16 protein-coding genes, 1 rRNA gene and 1 pseudogene are annotated in these 17,139 nt (G+C 61.8%); 6 read left to right on the forward strand and 12 right to left on the reverse strand.

Annotated features, from left to right (window positions below; genetic code table 11):
* Window positions 1-139 precede the first annotated feature (139 nt).
* The 6 genes from EDF61_RS14345 (at window position 140) to EDF61_RS14370 (ending at window position 5,363) form a co-directional block, all read left to right on the forward strand.
* Entirely contained in the window at window positions 140-793 is a 654-nt protein-coding gene (locus tag EDF61_RS14345; protein ID WP_105659037.1) for a GntR family transcriptional regulator, read from the forward strand.
* Window positions 790-2,307, forward strand: a complete 1,518-nt coding sequence (locus EDF61_RS14350) for an MmgE/PrpD family protein (RefSeq protein ID WP_105659036.1) — start codon at window positions 790-792, stop codon at window positions 2,305-2,307. Before EDF61_RS14345 ends, EDF61_RS14350 begins: the two co-directional genes overlap by 4 nt.
* 1 nt (window position 2,308) lies before the next feature.
* Window positions 2,309-3,238, forward strand: coding sequence for a methylisocitrate lyase (gene prpB / locus EDF61_RS14355; protein ID WP_105659035.1), 930 nt, complete (start codon window positions 2,309-2,311; stop codon window positions 3,236-3,238).
* A gap of 95 nt (window positions 3,239-3,333) precedes the next feature.
* Window positions 3,334-4,473 (forward strand): bifunctional 2-methylcitrate synthase/citrate synthase, encoded by a 1,140-nt coding sequence (locus tag EDF61_RS14360; RefSeq protein WP_105659034.1) that lies wholly within the window; start codon window positions 3,334-3,336, stop codon window positions 4,471-4,473.
* A gap of 180 nt (window positions 4,474-4,653) precedes the next feature.
* On the forward strand, window positions 4,654-5,151 hold the full coding sequence (locus EDF61_RS14365) for a DUF2975 domain-containing protein (RefSeq protein WP_105662543.1): 498 nt from the start codon (window positions 4,654-4,656) through the stop codon (window positions 5,149-5,151).
* Window positions 5,151-5,363, forward strand: a complete 213-nt coding sequence (locus EDF61_RS14370; protein WP_105659032.1) for a helix-turn-helix domain-containing protein — start codon at window positions 5,151-5,153, stop codon at window positions 5,361-5,363. The genes EDF61_RS14365 and EDF61_RS14370 overlap by 1 nt, the downstream gene beginning before the upstream one ends.
* A 14-nt stretch (window positions 5,364-5,377) precedes the next feature.
* Here EDF61_RS14370 and EDF61_RS14375 read toward each other — a convergent pair whose 3' ends face one another.
* The 12 genes and pseudogenes from EDF61_RS14375 to rrf form a co-directional block, all read right to left on the reverse strand.
* Complete coding sequence (locus EDF61_RS14375) at window positions 5,378-5,884, reverse strand: 8-oxo-dGTP diphosphatase (protein WP_105659031.1); 507 nt, start codon at window positions 5,882-5,884, stop codon at window positions 5,378-5,380.
* A complete protein-coding gene (xerD, locus tag EDF61_RS14380; protein WP_105659030.1) occupies window positions 5,884-6,807 on the reverse strand; it encodes a site-specific tyrosine recombinase XerD in 924 nt (307 codons plus the stop codon). The genes EDF61_RS14375 and xerD overlap by 1 nt, the downstream gene beginning before the upstream one ends.
* Window positions 6,804-7,448 carry an NUDIX domain-containing protein gene (locus tag EDF61_RS14385; RefSeq protein WP_105659029.1) on the reverse strand — a complete coding sequence of 215 codons (645 nt, stop codon included), beginning with the start codon at window positions 7,446-7,448 and terminating at the stop codon, window positions 6,804-6,806. Before EDF61_RS14385 ends, xerD begins: the two co-directional genes overlap by 4 nt.
* A 124-nt stretch (window positions 7,449-7,572) precedes the next feature.
* On the reverse strand, window positions 7,573-9,252 hold the full coding sequence (gene pyrG / locus EDF61_RS14390) for a CTP synthase (RefSeq protein WP_105659028.1): 1,680 nt from the start codon (window positions 9,250-9,252) through the stop codon (window positions 7,573-7,575).
* A 107-nt stretch (window positions 9,253-9,359) separates the two neighbouring features.
* Window positions 9,360-11,114, reverse strand: coding sequence for a DNA repair protein RecN (gene recN, locus EDF61_RS14395; protein WP_105659027.1), 1,755 nt, complete (start codon window positions 11,112-11,114; stop codon window positions 9,360-9,362).
* A 117-nt stretch (window positions 11,115-11,231) separates the two neighbouring features.
* Window positions 11,232-12,251, reverse strand: a complete 1,020-nt coding sequence (locus tag EDF61_RS14400) for an NAD kinase (RefSeq protein WP_133834502.1) — start codon at window positions 12,249-12,251, stop codon at window positions 11,232-11,234.
* A 74-nt stretch (window positions 12,252-12,325) separates the two neighbouring features.
* Window positions 12,326-13,114, reverse strand: a complete 789-nt coding sequence (locus tag EDF61_RS14405; protein WP_105659025.1) for a TlyA family RNA methyltransferase — start codon at window positions 13,112-13,114, stop codon at window positions 12,326-12,328.
* Entirely contained in the window at window positions 13,111-13,284 is a 174-nt protein-coding gene (locus tag EDF61_RS18825) for a hypothetical protein (protein ID WP_166650819.1), read from the reverse strand. Before EDF61_RS18825 ends, EDF61_RS14405 begins: the two co-directional genes overlap by 4 nt.
* Window positions 13,285-13,286: 2 nt before the next feature.
* Entirely contained in the window at window positions 13,287-14,294 is a 1,008-nt protein-coding gene (locus EDF61_RS14410; RefSeq protein WP_105659024.1) for an HAD-IIA family hydrolase, read from the reverse strand.
* 48 nt (window positions 14,295-14,342) lie between these two features.
* Window positions 14,343-15,209, reverse strand: a complete 867-nt coding sequence (locus tag EDF61_RS14415; protein WP_105659023.1) for a tetratricopeptide repeat protein — start codon at window positions 15,207-15,209, stop codon at window positions 14,343-14,345.
* A 678-nt stretch (window positions 15,210-15,887) separates the two neighbouring features.
* A pseudogene (locus EDF61_RS19280) lies at window positions 15,888-16,454 on the reverse strand (DEAD/DEAH box helicase); the annotation flags it as partial.
* A gap of 391 nt (window positions 16,455-16,845) precedes the next feature.
* A 5S ribosomal RNA gene (gene rrf / locus EDF61_RS14425) occupies window positions 16,846-16,962 on the reverse strand.
* Window positions 16,963-17,139 lie beyond the last annotated feature (177 nt).

The raw sequence follows: 17,139 nt of genomic DNA on the forward strand, positions 1-17,139 counted from the left end.
GGTTGAGGTCGTCCTCTTGGCGTTAACTGTATGAGTACGATCACATCACCGCAACCACTTTGTATACAGATTTCGAAAAAATACCGAAAGAATTTGGCGCAACTCACACATTTTCGGGTTTCATGTATACACTGGAGCCATGAGAGCAAGCGACAAGGTTTACGAGAGCCTCCGCGCCGACATTGTCGAATGGCGGCTGGCTCCAGGGACCGTCCTGGCCGAAGTGGAACAGTCAGAACGCCTGGGCGTTTCCCGCACTCCGGTGCGCGAGGCCTTGGGCCGGCTGGTCGCCGACGGCTTGGCGGTTCAGCATCGCGGACGCGGCGCTGTCGTCTCCGAGGTCAGCGAGGACCACGTGGAAGACCTGTTCGTATTGCGCGTGGCATTGGAATGCGCCAGCGCACGCGAAGCTGCCAAGTCCGCGCAGCGATCGGCCTTCACGCAGCTGGCCAGCCGCTTCGAAGCAGCTCTCACGGAGGTGGAGCTTCCCGGATCCCGGGAGTCCTACTACCAGCTGGTGCAGCTGCTGGACGAGTCCATCGACGAAGCAGCTGGCAATAATTACCTGTCCAACGCCCTGCGCACCTTGCGGGTGAACCTGCAACGGGTGCGGCGCATGGCCAAGGACAATCCCGAAAGGCTCAAGGCTTCCGCTTCCGAGCACGCGGCCATCGCCAGGGCAATCGCCAGCGGAAACCCAGAGGTCGCGGCCGCGGCCACCACAGTTCACCTGCACGAATCCTTCACCCACATCATGGCCCATGCGGCCGGATCAGAAAGGCAGTTACCATGATCAACCACCCCGTACGCGTATACCGCTCAGAGGAAAACCTGGCTCGCGAAGACCAGCTGGCACATAAGATCGCCACGGTTGCTGCCGATCCGGTAGAGGTCACCGCAGAAGTGGCCGGCATGATCATTAACCGCATCATCGACAATGCTTCGGTCGCGATCGCTTCGCTGAACCGCGGCCCGATCGTTGCCGCCCGCGCCCAGGCACTGTCGCACGCGCCATCCACCGGCGGTGCGGGCGCCAGCGTCTTCGGCATTTCCGAGAAGGTTTCCCCGGAATGGGCCGCGTGGGCCAACGGGGTGGCCGTGCGCGAATTGGATTACCACGACACCTTCCTGGCTGCCGAGTACTCCCACCCGGGCGATAACATCCCGCCGATCCTGGCGGTTGCCCAGCACACCGGAGCTTCGGGCAAGGACCTGATCCGCGGCATCGCCACGGGCTACGAGATCCAGGTGGACTTGGTCAAGGCCATCTGCCTGCACAAGCACAAGATCGACCACGTAGCGCACCTGGGCCCATCGGCCGCTGCCGGCATCGGCACCCTGCTGGGGCTGGATGTCGAGACCATCTTCCAGGCCGTTGGCCAGGGCCTGCACACCACCACCGCCACCCGCCAGTCGCGCAAGGGCGAAATCTCCACCTGGAAGGCCCATGCCCCGGCCTTCGCCGGCAAGATGGCCGTCGAGGCTGCCGACCGCGCGATGCGCGGCCAGACTTCCCCCGTGCCAATCTACGAAGGCGAAGACGGCGTGATCGCCTGGATGCTCGACGGCAAGGATGCCGCCTACGAGGTGCCGCTGCCAGAGGCCGGCGAAGCCAAGCGCGCCATCCTGGACACCTACACCAAGGAGCATTCGGCCGAGTACCAGGCGCAGGCCTGGATCGACCTGGCCCGCAAGCTGCATGGCGAGCACCCGGAGGCCACCGACCCGCAGAACGTCAAGTCGGTGCTGATCAAGACCAGCCACCACACGCACTACGTCATCGGTTCCGGAGCCAACGACCCGCAGAAGTACGATCCAACCGCATCGCGCGAGACCCTGGATCACTCGATCCCGTACATCTTCACCGTCGCCCTGCAGGATGGCGCATGGCACCACGTGGATTCCTACTCGCCAGAGCGTGCCGGCCGCGCCGACACCGTGGAGCTGTGGAACAAGGTGGCCACCGAAGAAGATGCCGAATGGACCCGCCGCTACCACTCGCTGGATATTGCCGAGAAGGCTTTCGGCGGCTCGGTGGAAATCACCTTGAACGATGGCACCGTGATCACCGACGAAATCGCCGTTGCGGACGCGCACCCGCTGGGCGCCCGTCCCTTCGCCCGCGAGCAGTACATCAACAAGTTCCGCACCCTGGCCGCCGGCCTGGTGGACGACGCCGAGATCGACCGCTTCATCGCGGCCGCGGAAAACCTGGAAAACCTGGCCGCCGGCGAATTGGACCAGCTGAACATCGCCGCCGCAGCGGGCGTCATCGACGCCGCGGCCGCACCGAAGGGCCTGTTCTAGCATGCTGTACTCGACCAGGACCCCCGCAGAAAAGCGCCTTGCGCTGCGCGAGATGCTCACCCCGGGCGCTGCCCGCCAGTTCCCCGGAGCCTTCAACCCGCTCTCGGCCAAGCTGATCAGCGAGAAGCAGTTCGACGGAATCTACATCTCCGGTGCCGTGCTGGCCAACGACCTGGGCCTGCCGGATATCGGCCTGACTTCGCTGACCGAGGTAGCAACCCGCGCCGGGCAGATCGCGCGCATGTCTGACCTGCCGGCGATCGTGGATGCCGACACCGGATTCGGCGAGCCGATGAACGTGGCCCGCACCATCCAGGAACTCGAATACGCCGGCCTGGCCGGCTGCCACATCGAGGACCAGTTCAACCCGAAGCGCTGCGGGCACCTGGATGGCAAGAATGTGGTGGATACCGACACCATGCTCAAGCGCATCGCCGCTGCCGCTGATGCACGCATCGATGAGAACTTCCTGATCATGGCCCGCACCGATATCCGTGCGGTCGATGGCCTGGATGCGGCGATCGACCGCGCCAAGGCGATGGTCGATGCTGGTGCCGACGCGATCTTCCCGGAGGCGATGAAGAACGTCGCCGAATTCGAGGCAGTATGCAATGCGGTCGACGTGCCGGTACTGGCGAACATGACCGAGTTCGGCAAGTCCGAGCTGTTCAACCGCCAGGAACTGGCCGATGCAGGCGTCGCGCTGATCATCTATCCGGTCACCTTGCTGCGTAGCGCCATGGGCGCGGCTGAACGCGTACTGGATGCCATCAGCGAGGATGGCACCCAGGCCCGTGAAGTGGATAGCATGTTGACCAGGTCACGTTTGTACGAGCTCGTGGACTACGAGGCCTACAACCGCTTCGACACCGGAATCTTCAACTTCCAGATCCCAACCCTGGACATTGATTCCAACAGCGCGAACCTCTAGGCTCGCAAGCACCTACTACCCCCTGCGCCGGCCGGCACCCGCCGGCCGGCGCGACCCAAAGCATTATTATTCTCCGGCAATGAAGAGGAGCAAGAATGACTGCCACCGAGGAAATCAAGAAGGGCCTAGCAGGCGTCGTCGTTGACTACACCGCCGTCTCCAAGGTCAATCCAGACACCAACTCGCTGCTCTACCGCGGCTACCCGGTCCAGGACCTGGCCGCGAACAAGTCCTTCGAAGAGGTCGCCTTGCTGCTCTGGACCGGCGAGCTGCCAACGCAAAGCGAACTGACCGAGTTCAGTGCTTTCGAGCGGGCCAACCGCGCGCTGGACCCGCGGGTGAAGGCCGCTATCGACCTGCTTCCAGCTGACTGCCATCCCATGGATGTGGGCCGTACCGCCGTCTCGGTAATCGGCGCCAACCACCCCGAGGCCGAGAACTCCTCCCCCGAGGCAGAGCTGCTCAAGGCCAAAGAGCTGTTCGCGGCCTTCCCCGCAGTGGTTGCCTACGACCAGCGCCGCCGCCGCGGCCAGGACGCGGTAGCTCCGCGCGGAGATCTGGATTACTCCTCGAACTTCCTGTGGATGGCCTTCGGCGAAGAAGCAGCCCCCGAGGTTGTCGACGCGTTCCGCGTATCGATGGTGCTCTATGCCGAGCACTCCTTCAACGCTTCGACCTTCACCGCCCGCGTGATCACCTCGACCCTCTCCGACCTGCACTCGGCCGTCACCGGGGCGATCGGCGCACTGAAGGGCCCCCTGCACGGCGGCGCCAACGAAGCTGTCATGCATACCTTCAACGAGATCGGCATCGACAAGGAAGAATCCCGCGAGGATGCAGCCAAGCGCGCCAAGTCGTGGATGGAAGAGGCACTGGCCGCCAAGAAGAAGGTCATGGGCTTCGGCCACCGCGTCTACAAGCACGGCGACTCCCGCGTGCCAACCATGAAGGCCGCGCTGGATCGCATGATCGAGCACTACGGCCGCCATGAGATGCTGGGCTTGTACGACGGCCTGGAGGCAGCCATGGACGAGGCCAAGTCCATCAAGCCGAACCTCGACTACCCGGCCGGCCCTACCTATCATCTGATGGGCTTCGACACCGAGATGTTCACCCCGATCTTCATCGCGGCACGCATCACCGGCTGGACCAGCCACATCTTCGAGCAGCGCGCAGCCAATGCGTTGATCCGCCCGCTTTCGGCTTATAACGGCGTGGAGCAGCGCTCGCTGTAGACACACTTCGACTCCCGGTATTGGCCGCGGGTATGGCACAGCCGTGCCAGCCCGTGGCCATTGCCGTGCCAGCTGCGGAACGGCATCGGCTTGCCGTCGTTGCCCGAAGTTGCAGTCCCAGGCCAATGGGCCTATCGTTTAACGATAGATACATTCCGAAGAACGATAAGGTCTATTGCCATGGGAAAATTCAGCATTATCGGTTTGAAGGTAGTTCTGGCCGTGATCCTGGCCGGCACTCTTTTTGTGCAGCTGTTCATGATCCCGATGATCTTGATCCACGAGTCGCCGAGCAACGGCACCGACAAGTTCTTTCAAGCCTCCTTCCTCGGCTACTTGCTTCTCGCCGGGCTCATCATTGAAACCTGCGTCTACAGCGTGTGGAAACTAGCCACGAGAGTTAAACGCGGCACCGTTTTCGATCCCGCTTCCCTGGGCTATGTAACGCCGATCATCATTGCCTTCACGATCGGCGCCCTATCCACTTTTGCCCTCGGAGCGATCTTCGCCGCCAGCACGGAAATTGCACCCGGAGTCGTGCTTCTTGTTGGTGGAGCCGGAGTGCTGATGATCGGCATCAGCATCATCGTGCTCGTACTGCGGCAGTTGCTCGCACAAGCGGCGATGACCGAAGCCCAAGCCGATGCGCTCCGTACCGAACTGGGCGGCGTGATCTAATGGGAATCCGCGTAGATATAGACGTGATGCTGGCCCGCCGCAAAATGGCCGTCGGCGAGTTGGCCGAACGCATCGGCATTACCCCGGCCAACCTCGCGGTGCTCAAGAACGGGCGCGCCAAGGCCGTACGTTTCAGCACCCTTGAAGCCCTCTGCCGGGAATTGGAATGCCAGCCCGGCGACCTCTTGATCTTCGAAACCGAACAGGACTAGATGCAGCTCGCTGGCTAGTCCCAGTTCTCGAAGCTGATGCTCTGCACCGAGATGTTGTCCTGCGCCAGCACGATCTCGACGGTAAATTTCCCGCCGGCTACGAGTTGCGGCAGCCACAACGGGGAATCCTGCCACATCTGCCCCAAGGGCAAGGCCGCCGGATCGGCCCACAGCGGCTCGAGCTCCTCGGTGATGTGCAGCTGGCCCGATGCCTTCCAGGCAATGAAGGTGGCGCATTCCATGTCGGCTGCCGGCTGGGCGGGGAACCGGAAAATGACCTGCGCCGCAGGCTCCAGATCCTCCGGAGCGAGAAGCAGTCCGGTTTCCTCGGAGAATTCCCGGACGGCCGCTTGCCGCGCGCTCTCTCCCTGCTCGATCTTGCCGCCGGGCAACACGATATTGCCCTTGCCGAATCCGCGACGCTTGCGTCCGAGCAACACGTGCAGCCGTCCTTCGCGCTCCTGCAGCAGCGCCACGAGGGCTACCTGCTTGGCAGAACGCACCTGGTGGCCGGCGACCACTAGTTCACCCTCGGGTGGGCCAACTGGTAGGCCTCACGCAGCGAATCCACGGTGACCTTGGTGTAGATCTGCGTGGTGGTGACCGATGCATGTCCCAGCAGCTCCTGGACCACCCGCACATCCGCGCCGCCCTCCAGCAAATGAGTGGCGAAGGAATGGCGCAGCGTATGCGGAGAAACCTCGGTGGAAACCCCGGCGCGCTCAGCGGCCTTCGAAAGCAACAGCCACACCGATTGGCGGGAAAGCCGTCCCCCGCGCTGGTTCAGGAACAACGCTGGAGTTCCCTTGCCCTTGGCGGCTAGCCCGGGACGGGAACGCACCAGATAATCGCTCACCGCACGCTGGGCATAACCGCCCACCGGAACGACCCGCTCCTTGGATCCCTTGCCGAACAAGCGCACCACCGCATCGTCGGCAAAGTGCAGGTCATCGACGTCCAGGTCAACGACTTCGGAAATGCGCGCACCGGTGGAGTACAAGAATTCCAGAATCGCGCGATCCCTCAGCCCGGCAGGTGTTTCGATGCTCACCGATTCGAGGATCCTGGTAACAAGGTCGATGGAGATCGCTTTGGGCAGGGATTGCCCGATAGCCGGAGGCTGGATCTCGCGGGCTGGGTTAGGCGCGCAAATCCCTTCGAGCTCCCAGTACTTGTGCAGTTGGCGGATGGCTACCGAATGGCGAGCGACGGAGCGGGCGCTCAACGGCTTATGCTCTTGGTCCCCGCGGGATAGATCCTGAAGGTAGCCGCTGATGGCCAGCTCGGTAATCTGCTGCGGTTGTGCTACGCCGGCTGCCTGCAGCGCTTCAACGTAGCGAAGCAGATCCCTCCGGTAGGAAGCCAGTGTATTCTCGGCCAGCCCGCGCTCGATCGCCAGATGCTGCAGGTAGCGCTTGAGCGGGGTCTCGAAGTGGCCGCTCATCCTTCGCGCAGGTATGGGTGCACATCGAATGGCTCGTTCGCATCGCGCAGGTCCAAGTACTTGCTGGTACGGGCTGCATGAGCGGCAAGGATCGCGATTGTCGCGGTGGGATTATGGATCTTGCCTGCCAGCACGGCTGCGACGGCTTCCTCCAGCGGCACCCAGGTGCTGATCATTTCAGCTTCCTCCTCGGTACGCTCATGGCGCTGATCGGCGGCAACCAGTTTCGCATCGCGCGCGAGGTAGACTCGCACTGCCTCGGCCGAGGAGCCCGGGCTCAAGAAAACATCGGTGAGGATCGACCAGTGCTCGGCGGTACGATCCGCTTCTTCCCATAATTCGCGCTTGGCAGCTTCCAAAGGTGGTTCTCCAGCCACATCGAGCAGCCCGGCAGGGATTTCCCACAGCCGCATGCCTACCGGGTGGCGGTACTGGTTGACCATCAAGATGCGTTCTTCAGCATCCATGACCAGAACGCATACAGCACCGGGGTGGTTGATGTAATCGCGTTCAATGGTCGCCCCGGATTCGGAGAGCTTCACCGTGTCATGGATGACGTCCCAGATCCGTCCCTCGTACACGGTTTCACGGTTCAGCAATTCACGTGGTGAGAATTCATCGGCTATCGGATGCAGCGGCACGAGGATCGTCCTTCGGTGGAAAAAGCTGGTCGGTATTCTCCAGCTTAAACAGCTACGCGCCGGTCAGTAACGACCGGCGCGCAGTGCCTTCAGAGTTTTACCTCCGGCAAGCTGTATTACTTACTTACTTGCGCAGCCCCAGAGCTGCCTCGACCAGACCTGCAAACAGCGGGTGCGGGCGAGTCGGGCGGCTGGAGAGCTCAGGGTGAGCCTGCGTTGAAACGTAGTACGGGTGTACTTCCCTTGGCAGTTCAACGAACTCGACCAGGTTTCCATCTGGCGAGGTGCCAGCGAAGACCAGGCCAGCCTCTTCGAGCTGCGCGCGGTACGAGTTGTTGACCTCGTAGCGGTGGCGATGGCGCTCCGCAACCTCGGTCTTGCCGTAGGTCTCAGCCAGAACCGATCCCTCAAGCAGCTTTGCGTCGTACAGGCCCAAACGCATGGTGCCGCCCAGGTCGCCCTTGCCTTCAACGATGTCCAGCTGCTCTTCCATGGTCGCGATGACCGGGGTCGAGGTTTCAGGATCGAATTCGGTGGACGATGCATCGGTGAGGCCAGCCATGTTGCGGGCGTATTCGATGACCATCGACTGCAGTCCCAGGCACAGGCCCAGGGTTGGCAGCTTGTTTTCGCGAGCGAAGCGCAGCGCGCCCAGCTTGCCTTCCAGACCGCGGATGCCGAAGCCACCGGGGACGCAGATTGCCTCTGCACCCTCAAGCGCCTTGGCGGCCCCTGCTTCGGTAGCGCAGTCATCTGCTGGTACCCAGCGGATGTTGACCTTGGCGTTGTTTGCGAACCCGCCGGCACGCAGAGCTTCGGTGACCGACAGGTAGGCGTCGGGCAGATCGATGTACTTGCCCACCAAAGCTACGGTCAACTCGGTTGCGGGGTTGTGCACGACTTCGAGCAAGCGATCCCACGAAGCCCAGTCGACGTCGCGGAACTTCATCTCCAAGGTCTGGACGATGTAAGCGTCCAGGCCCTGGGAGTGGATGACCTTTGGGATGTCGTAGATGCTTGGAGCATCGGCGCAGTTGATCACTGCTTCGGTGTCCACATCGCAGGTACGGCCGAGCTTGGCGCGCATTTCTGCCGGGATTGGACGGTCCGAGCGGATTACCAGCGAATCTGGCTGGATACCGATCGAACGCAAAGCGGCAACGGAGTGCTGGGTAGGCTTGGTCTTCAGTTCATGGCTTGGGCCGATGAATGGAACCAGGGAAACGTGTACGAAGAATGCGTTCTTGCGGCCGATGTCCTGGCGGACCTGGCGTGCTGCTTCGAGGAATGGCTGGGATTCGATATCGCCGACGGTGCCACCGATTTCCGTGATGATCACGTCAGGTGCCGACTTGCCGGCCCCTGGTTCGGTTGCTGCCAAGCGCATACGACGCTTGATCTCATCGGTGATGTGAGGGATGACCTGAACGGTATCGCCGAGGTATTCACCGCGACGTTCGCGTTCCAGAACGGTCGAGTAGACCTGTCCGGTGGTCACGTTGGCGGTACCCGGAAGGTTCTCATCCAGGAAACGCTCATAGTGTCCGATATCCAGATCGGTTTCTGCGCCATCGTCAGTAACGAAGACTTCACCGTGCTGGAAGGGGTTCATAGTACCTGGATCGACGTTCAGGTACGGGTCGAGCTTCTGCATGGTCACTGAGAGACCACGAGCTCGAAGTAGATGTCCAAGGCTGGATGCCGTCAATCCCTTACCCAGGGAAGAGGCCACACCGCCGGTGACGAAGATATGCTTTGTCGTTTCAGACGACCGGGAATCACGAGTTGAATTACGCTGCACCACGGGATTTCATCCTATCACCATTCCAATATTTCGCATCCTCATAAGACTCTAGTGCACCTCCGGCCAATGCCCTAGCATTGCCGTAATTCAGGGGCTCACCAAGACTTTTAGGCTTTCGCCATTCTCTTGGAAGTGAGCGATGACACTAGGTTCTGCGCTTCTTCAAGCAACTCCTCAGCATGCGCCTGCGCCGTGCCGGATTCCTCTTGGCCGGCGAGCATGCGCGCAAGTTCCTTGACGCGGGCTTCCTGATCCAGGCTGATGACATCGCTGGCAGTGTAGCCAGCTCCCGCCTTCGACTTGGCATCTGAATTCTTGATCACACGAATGTGCCGATCCGCATAGGCGGCCACCTGGGGCAGGTGGGTCACGACGATGACCTGCACATGCTTTGCCAGCATCGCCAGGCGCTCTCCAATGGCCACCGCCGCTTTGCCACCCACGCCCTGGTCCACCTCGTCAAAGACGAAGGTCGGCACCGGGTCGACCGCCGCTAGGACGACTTCAATGGCCAGCATGACGCGGGAGAGCTCGCCGCCGCTGGCACCCTTGCCCAGCGGTCGCGGCGAGGCTCCGGCATGCGGGGCCAGCAGCATGGAAATCGCGTCCTGGCCGAAGGCACCTGGTTCTTCCAGTTCCTTCACCTCGATGACGAGCTTGGCATCCGGCATCGCCAGGGCCTTGAGCTCGGCTGAAACCTGCGCGGAGAGTTTCTTGGCAGCCTTGCGGCGCGCGTCGGAGAGGTCCGAGGCCAGCGAGGCCACCTTGTGCTCCAATTCAACGACTTCTGTTTCCAGCTCCTCGATGCGCGAGTCATCCCCACCGAGTTCTTCCAGACGGGTACGGGATTCGGCAGCCCAGGCGAGCACCTGATCAATGCTCGGTGCGTACTTGCGCATGAGCTTGCTCAAATCGGCACGGCGGGCTTCAATCTGCGCCAAGCGCTCCGGACCTTCCTCATCGAGGTCGGCAACGTAGGCGGCAAGATCACTGGAGAGTTCCGAGGCGAGAATGCCCAGTTCCGCTGCCCGCTCCGCGAAGGCGGCCAGCGCAGTATCATCGTCACTGGCCTGGGCCAGCACGCCGCGGGCGGTCTCCGCCAAGGTGGTAACGCCCGGGTTCTCGAAATCCTCGGAGTCGATGACGGCTTGCGCCTGCCGCCCGGCGGTGCGCAGGGACTCGACATTGCCCAGCTTCATGGATTGCTCGCGCAAGGCTTCGTCCTCGCCCGGCTGCGGATCCAGGGAATCGATCTCGTCCAGCGCCAGGCGCAAGTTTTCTGCTTCGCGAACACGGTTGCGCGATTCGGTTTTGAGCCCCGCCAGCTCCTTGGAAGCCGATCGCCACTGGCGGTAGGCTCGCTGGTAGTTGCTTAGCGTGCGCGACAGCGAGCTACCTGCAAAGCGGTCCAGGGCATCGCGTTGCGCCACCGGCTCTTTCAGGCGAATCTGGTCCGATTGGCCATGGACGGCCACCAGATCGTGCCCCAGTTCGGCTAGCAGGCCGACAGGGGCGCTGCGTCCGCCGATGGTGGCGCGTGAACGGCCTTGGGCCGAGAGCGAGCGGGAAAGCAGCAGTTCACTGTTCTCCCCCGCTGGTTCGATGAATGCGCCTGCCTGGCCTGCGGCATCGAGCACGTGGTGATCTGGCGGCAAGTGCACCACGGCTTCAGCAAGGGCGTGCTTGGCGCCGTTGCGCACCGCACCGGCATCGGCCCGGCGCCCGAGCAGCAGGGACAAGGCGGTGATCACCATGGTCTTGCCAGCGCCGGTTTCACCGGTGACTACCGTGAGTCCCGGACCAAGCGGAAGCGTGGCCTCGGTGATCACCCCAAGGTTGGATATCTGGATTTCCTGAATCAATGCCTGCTCCCGAATGTCGAGTTCAAGTCGTACCGTGCGCTTTTAGTATATGTGTTCTAACCCTATTTTTCGTAACTATGTTCGAGCGTGTGGAAAGTTTTTCTTCGAGGCCGCTATTCAGTCCTCGGGGCGTCCCACCATGGGAATGCCCGGTTCATCGCGGTAATGCGGATCGACGCTTTGCAGGCCTGGTCCGATCACCGGCAGTGCCGTAGTGGCCGGACGGCGCGCCTCTTCCTTCGCTGGTCCGCGCCAACCGGTAATGGGCAGCTCGAACTTGTTGACCAGGCGCTCGGAAAACGGCGTCGTGTTCAATCGCGCCATGTACACCGGGCGGTCGCTGCGCGTTACTTCCACACGGGCTCCCGGCGGCAGCTCGATGGTGCGCCGTCCATCGCACCAGAGCACGGCCCCGGCATCGGTGCGGGTCAGCATTTCGACGGCCATGATCGAATCCGGGGAAATGACCAGGGGCTTGGCGAACAGTGCGTGAGCGGAGATCGGCACCATGATCAGCGCCGCCACGTCCGGCCAGACCACCGGGCCGCCGGCGGAGAAGGAGTACGCGGTGGAACCGGTAGGCGTGGCCATCACGACACCATCGCAACCGAAGGTGGAGATCGGCCGGCCGTCGACCTCGATCACGACCTCGACCATGCGTTCGCGGTTGGCCTTTTCCACCGCGGCCTCGTTCAAGGCCCAGGTCTCGGCGAGGCAGACGTTGTCCAGCCACACCTTGACCTCCATGGTCATGCGTTCTTCCACGGTGTAGGTCTCATTGACCAGTGCTTCCACGGTGGAGGCCAGTTCGCTGCGTTCAGCTTCGGCGAGGAAACCCACATGCCCGAGGTTTACCCCCACCAGCGGCATCGGGGATTCCCGCACCAATTCCGCGGCACGCAACACGGAGCCATCGCCACCGAGCACCACGCCCATGTCGACGTCCTCGATCTGGCAATCCTCGCCGAGCACCTGCACCGAAGGCACAGCCGCGCCGATCGCTTCGGTCATCGCCAGCTGGTCCTTGCCGCGCATCACCGGGATAGCTCCGGCGGCGTTGAGCAGGGCGCAGGTTTCTATGGCCGCGGTGATCGCTTCTTGGCGTCCGGTATGGGTGAAAATCAGGATTCGGCGCAAGGCGGTCGGCCCCTCTCAGCATCGCGAGGTGCAAAATGACCGTGGTTATCGACCACGGCTAAAACACGTCACTACTAAGAATAGTCAACATCCTGCCCGATGCGTGGAACATCGGCAGGCTGTGGATCCTCTCCTGCGGCAAGCCAAAGGAAGAATTCGACATTGCCGTCCTGTCCCGGCAGCGGGCTGCGTGCCAGCCCGCGCAGGTGCAGTCCCGCGGCTTGCGCGCTGGCGACCACCGCTTCAACGGAGCTGCGGCGCAGGGCGGGATCGGTGACCACGCCGGTGCGGTTCAGGTGTTCGCGCCCGACCTCGAACTGCGGCTTGACCATCAGCAGCAGGAAGCCGCCGTCCTTGGCGGCCCCGGCCAAGGCGTCGATCACCAGGCGCAGCGAAATAAAGGACAAGTCGGCTACTACGAGGTCGACTGGTCCCCCAATATCTTCGGGGGCCAGATAGCGGACGTTCAGTCCTTCGTGGACCGTGACGCGGGGGTCTTCGCGCAGCTCGTCGACCAGCTGGCCATGGCCTACATCGGCTGCGACCACAGATTTCGCACCGCGGCGCAACAGCACGTCGGTGAAGCCGCCGGTCGAGGCACCGGCGTCCAGGCAGTGCAGGCCAGCGGGGTCAATAGTCGTAAAAGCATCTAGGGCTCCGGCGAGCTTATGCCCGGCACGGGAGACGTATTCTTCGCCTTCGCTGGGCACCAGCGCCAGCTCATCGGTGGCGGAAACCTTCTTGGCGGCCTTGGTGGCGGCCTGCCCGTTCAGCAGCACCCGCTGGGCATCGATCAGCTTGGCTGCTTCGGTGCGCGAGCGCGCCAGCCCACGGGTGACAAGTTCTTGATCCAGGCGATTCACGCGCCGTGCTCCGTACGATTCAGTTCTTGCTGCAGGCCGACGAGCAGTTGCTCATAGATTCCGGCATGCTCGGTAATGTCATGGTCGGCCAGGGAAGACAGCGCCTGCTCCACTGCTGCATCATCCAGCCCGCGAGGGCCAGGGCTCGGAAGAGGATTCTGCGGCTGCATGCTTAGCCCCGGATCTTGCGCAGGGCATCGAGCCCGCGTTCGGTAAACCGGATTTCCGGTTCTTCGTGCCCCGACTGGCGCGGATGGGCCAGCCACCAGGCATGGCAGGCGGCGCGCCAGGCATTCAGGTCCTGGTCGCTGCCCGAGACTTCGATCGCGCCGTTATCGACCTTGGCAACCGCGTCGCCGACCTGCACGCCGTAGCCCAGTACCTTGATGGTCGGATACGGCCGGTACAGATCAGCCATCGAATTGATGAGGTAGTTGGGGCGCTGCTCGACCGGCGCGCCCAGTGCTGTGCGCGGCGTGTCCACACCGGTCAGCACCAGCGCGGTGGAGAACCCGGCACGGAAGCCGCCAAGGATGTCGGTATCCAGGCGGTCGCCGACGACCAGCGGGCGCTGGGAATCCAGTCGGTCCGCGGCCCGAGCGAACAGGTAGGATTCGGGTTTGCCCGCCACGCGTGGTTCCACGCTCGTGGCCAGTTTCACCGCATTGACCAGCGATCCGTTGCCCGGGGCCAGGCCCTCGGCGCGCGGAATCGTCAGGTCGGTGTTGGTGGCAACCCATTGGGCACCGTGATTGATCGCGTAGCTGGCCTCGGCCAGGTTCTTCCACGAGATGTCCGGGTCGAACCCCTGGATCACCGCTACGGGTTCTTCCTTATGGGATTCGACGACTTCCAACCCGCGCACGGCAATGCATTCGCGCAGGTAGGGGGAACCCACCACCAAAACCTTGGATCCCGGATTCAATTCGCGGGCCAGCATCTCCGCACCGGCGTCGGCAGAACCGAAAACCTGCTCAGCGCTGGTTTTCACGCCCAGCTGGCGCAGGTGGGCCGCGACGGACATCGGCGAACGCCCAGCATTGTTGGTAATGAACGCCAAGGTGACATTCACTTCCGCGAGGGTGTTCAGCGACTCCACGGCGTCGTCAATGGCGTTCGGGCCAGCATAGACGACGCCGTCCAAGTCGGAGAGGACGGAATCAAATCCGGAAATCAGCATTCGGTGGTGGTTCCTACTACTTGAGGTATTTGGCTACTACGCCAAAGCTTACTTCGCCGATTCTTCTTCCACGTCAGCTTCGCCAGCTTCCGTGTCGGATTCGATGACTTCGTTCAGGTCATCTTCCTCGTCGATGCCGGTCTGCTCGGCTTCTGCCTCTTCTGCTTCTTCGGCCTCGGCTTCTGCATCTGCTTCTTCAGCCTCGGCGTCGGCATCTGCTTCTTCAGCTTCCGAAGGCTCGATCAGATCCTTGGCGCGTGGGGTTTCCTCTTCCTCATCCATCTCCGGAGCCAGGTCCATGATGAAGGATTCGGTTTCACGCTCGATGCCCAGGGCGCTTTCTGCAACCTCGACCTGAGCGTTCCAGCGCTTCGCGTCTTCTGCACGGCCGGCAGCCGACAGCAGATCAGCGTAGGCAGTGAACAAACGTGGGCTGAAGGAGAAGGCACGGTTGAAGTTCAGCTGTTCCAGCGACTCCAGCTCAGCCAGTGCCTTATCCAGCTTGCCCAAGTCACCATACGAACCGGCAGCAACCATCTGCATTTCAACCTTGACGGCGCTTTCCAGATTGGCGCATTCCTCGGACTGGGCGAGCTCGATTGCCTTCTCTGGGCGGCCCAGGCCACGCAGCGAGTCAGCGATCAATGGCAGGTTGTAGTCCGAACCGGAAATACGACGGTGGGTACGCAGTTCGCGCAGTGCATCGGCGTACTTGCCAGCGTGGTAGGCAGCGATGCCAACGGCCTCGCGAACCACCGCGACACGGCCGCCGCGGCGCGATGCTGCCAGGGTGTGCTCGTATGCCAGCTCTGGGTCGTCTTCCAGCAGGCGGCCAGCCATCACCAGGTGCTTTGCGACCCAGCTTGCCGAGCGCTCTTCGAGGTAACGCAGCTGGGCGCGTGCTACGCGGTCCAACTCCTTACCGGTAACATCCTCATCGATATCTGGGGACTGTTCACGATCGGCACGGTTCGAGATGCGAAGATCGCCAGGATTATGTGCGCGCGGTGCGTCACCGCGCTTATCAGCAAAGCGGTCTTCACGTGCTGGGTACTCACCCTTCGAGCGACGGTCGTCGGCACGCTTGAAGCCACCATCGCGGTTGTCATCACGCTTGAAGCCACCGCCACGGTTATCGTCATGCTTGAAGCCGCCACGATCGTCATTGCGGAAACCGCCACCACGGTTGTCATCACGCTTGAAGCCACCGCCACGGTTGTCATCGCGACGCTCGCCGCGGAAACCACCACGGTCTTCATTGCGGAAACCGCCACCACGGTTGTCATCACGCTTGAAGCCGCCACGGTCATCATTGCGGAAACCGCCACCGCGGTTGTCATCACGCTTGAAGCCGCCACCGCGGTTGTCATCACGCTTGAAGCCGCCACCGCGGTTGTCATCACGCTTGAAGCCGCCACGATCGTCATTGCGGAAACCGCCACCGCGGTTGTCATCACGCTTGAAGCCGCCACGATCGTCATTGCGGAAACCGCCACCGCGGTTGTCATCACGCTTGAAGCCGCCACGGTCATCATTGCGGAAACCGCCACCGCGGTTGTCATCACGCTTGAAGCCGCCACGGTTGTCATCACGCTTGAAGCCACCGCCGCGGTTGTCATCACGCTTGAAGCCGCCACGGTCATCATTGCGGAAACCGCCACCGCGGTTGTCATCACGCTTGAAGCCACCGCCACGGTTGTCATCACGCTTGAAGCCACCGCCACGGTTGTCATCACGCTTGAAGCCGCCACCGCGGTTGTCATCACGCTTGAAACCGCCACCGCGGTTGTCATCACGCTTGAAGCCACCACGGTCATCATTGCGGAAACCGCCACCGCGGTTGTCATCACGCTTGAAGCCACCGCCACGGTTGTCATCACGCTTGAAGCCGCCACCGCGGTTGTCATCGCGACGCTCGCCACGGAAACCACCACGGTCATCATTGCGGAAGCCACCACCACGGTTGTCGTCGCGCTTGAAGTCACCGCCGCGGTCAGCATTACGGTCACCGCGGAAGCCACCACGGTTATCGTCGGTGCGCTTGAAATCACTACGGTCGTCGCGACGCTTGAAGCCATCGCGGGAGTTGTTGCGGTTTGAATCTGAGTTCCGGAAGTCGCCTCGTCCGTTGTCGGAGTTACGGCGGAATTCGTTAGACATCTAATGTCCCCTTCAGCGGCTATCTCAATACCGCAACCTTCGTGTTTGCCTTTGCAAATCACTTCACTATTAACTATTCAGCATGCCCTCGAGGCATGTACATCTAAATTCAAGTCTACGGGAGGCACGAGTCATACCATAGGGAAACGGGTCCAATGTGGCAAGACACTCAGTGGCGGCCCTAAGGTTGTCCCCCCAGCCATCGACGCATGCGTGGCCGATCGAAGCCCCTTGATAGATTCAACTCTTCTAAAAGGGGTTAACGACAAAAAGGGCCTAGCATGAAACTGAACCCATAGGCTGTAGCAAGTCGATTACCAGGGGACGGGTTAAACAGGTGAGGCCCCGGCACCAAACGGTACCAGGGCCTCAAACCATCTACTCAAGTTAAGTCCGGCGGTGACCTACTCTCCCACACCCTCACGAGTGCAGTACCATCGGCGCAGTGGGCCTTAGCTTCCGGGTTCGGTATGGGACCGGGCGTTTCCCCCACGCTATGACCGCCGTAACAATCACGAAGCACACAAACCAAAACGTTTCCTGGTCAATGTTTTCCGGTGCTACAAAGTCTTGTATCCGTATTTGCTGGCTAGAGGTTGTTGTCTCGTAACCGCATAGTGAACGCGAACAGCATTGAAATCATCAGTTCAAATATTGTTTTATTGTGTGTTGAAAGTCATCGGCC

Origin of the sequence: Arthrobacter sp. JUb115 (assembly GCF_004365035.1) — a bacterium.
Taxonomy (GTDB): domain Bacteria; phylum Actinomycetota; class Actinomycetes; order Actinomycetales; family Micrococcaceae; genus Glutamicibacter.

Coding starts and splice junctions, on each gene's coding strand:
- EDF61_RS18825 (WP_166650819.1), bottom strand. CDS start 13,284: ATGCAGCCGCAGAATCCTCTTCCGAGCCCTGGCCCTCGCGGGCTGGAT.
- EDF61_RS14360 (WP_105659034.1), top strand. CDS start 3,334: ATGACTGCCACCGAGGAAATCAAGAAGGGCCTAGCAGGCGTCGTCGTT.
- EDF61_RS14365 (WP_105662543.1), top strand. CDS start 4,654: ATGGGAAAATTCAGCATTATCGGTTTGAAGGTAGTTCTGGCCGTGATC.
- EDF61_RS14345 (WP_105659037.1), top strand. CDS start 140: ATGAGAGCAAGCGACAAGGTTTACGAGAGCCTCCGCGCCGACATTGTC.
- EDF61_RS14370 (WP_105659032.1), top strand. CDS start 5,151: ATGGGAATCCGCGTAGATATAGACGTGATGCTGGCCCGCCGCAAAATG.
- prpB (WP_105659035.1), top strand. CDS start 2,309: ATGCTGTACTCGACCAGGACCCCCGCAGAAAAGCGCCTTGCGCTGCGC.
- EDF61_RS14350 (WP_105659036.1), top strand. CDS start 790: ATGATCAACCACCCCGTACGCGTATACCGCTCAGAGGAAAACCTGGCT.
- xerD (WP_105659030.1), bottom strand. CDS start 6,807: ATGAGCGGCCACTTCGAGACCCCGCTCAAGCGCTACCTGCAGCATCTG.
- EDF61_RS14410 (WP_105659024.1), bottom strand. CDS start 14,294: ATGCTGATTTCCGGATTTGATTCCGTCCTCTCCGACTTGGACGGCGTC.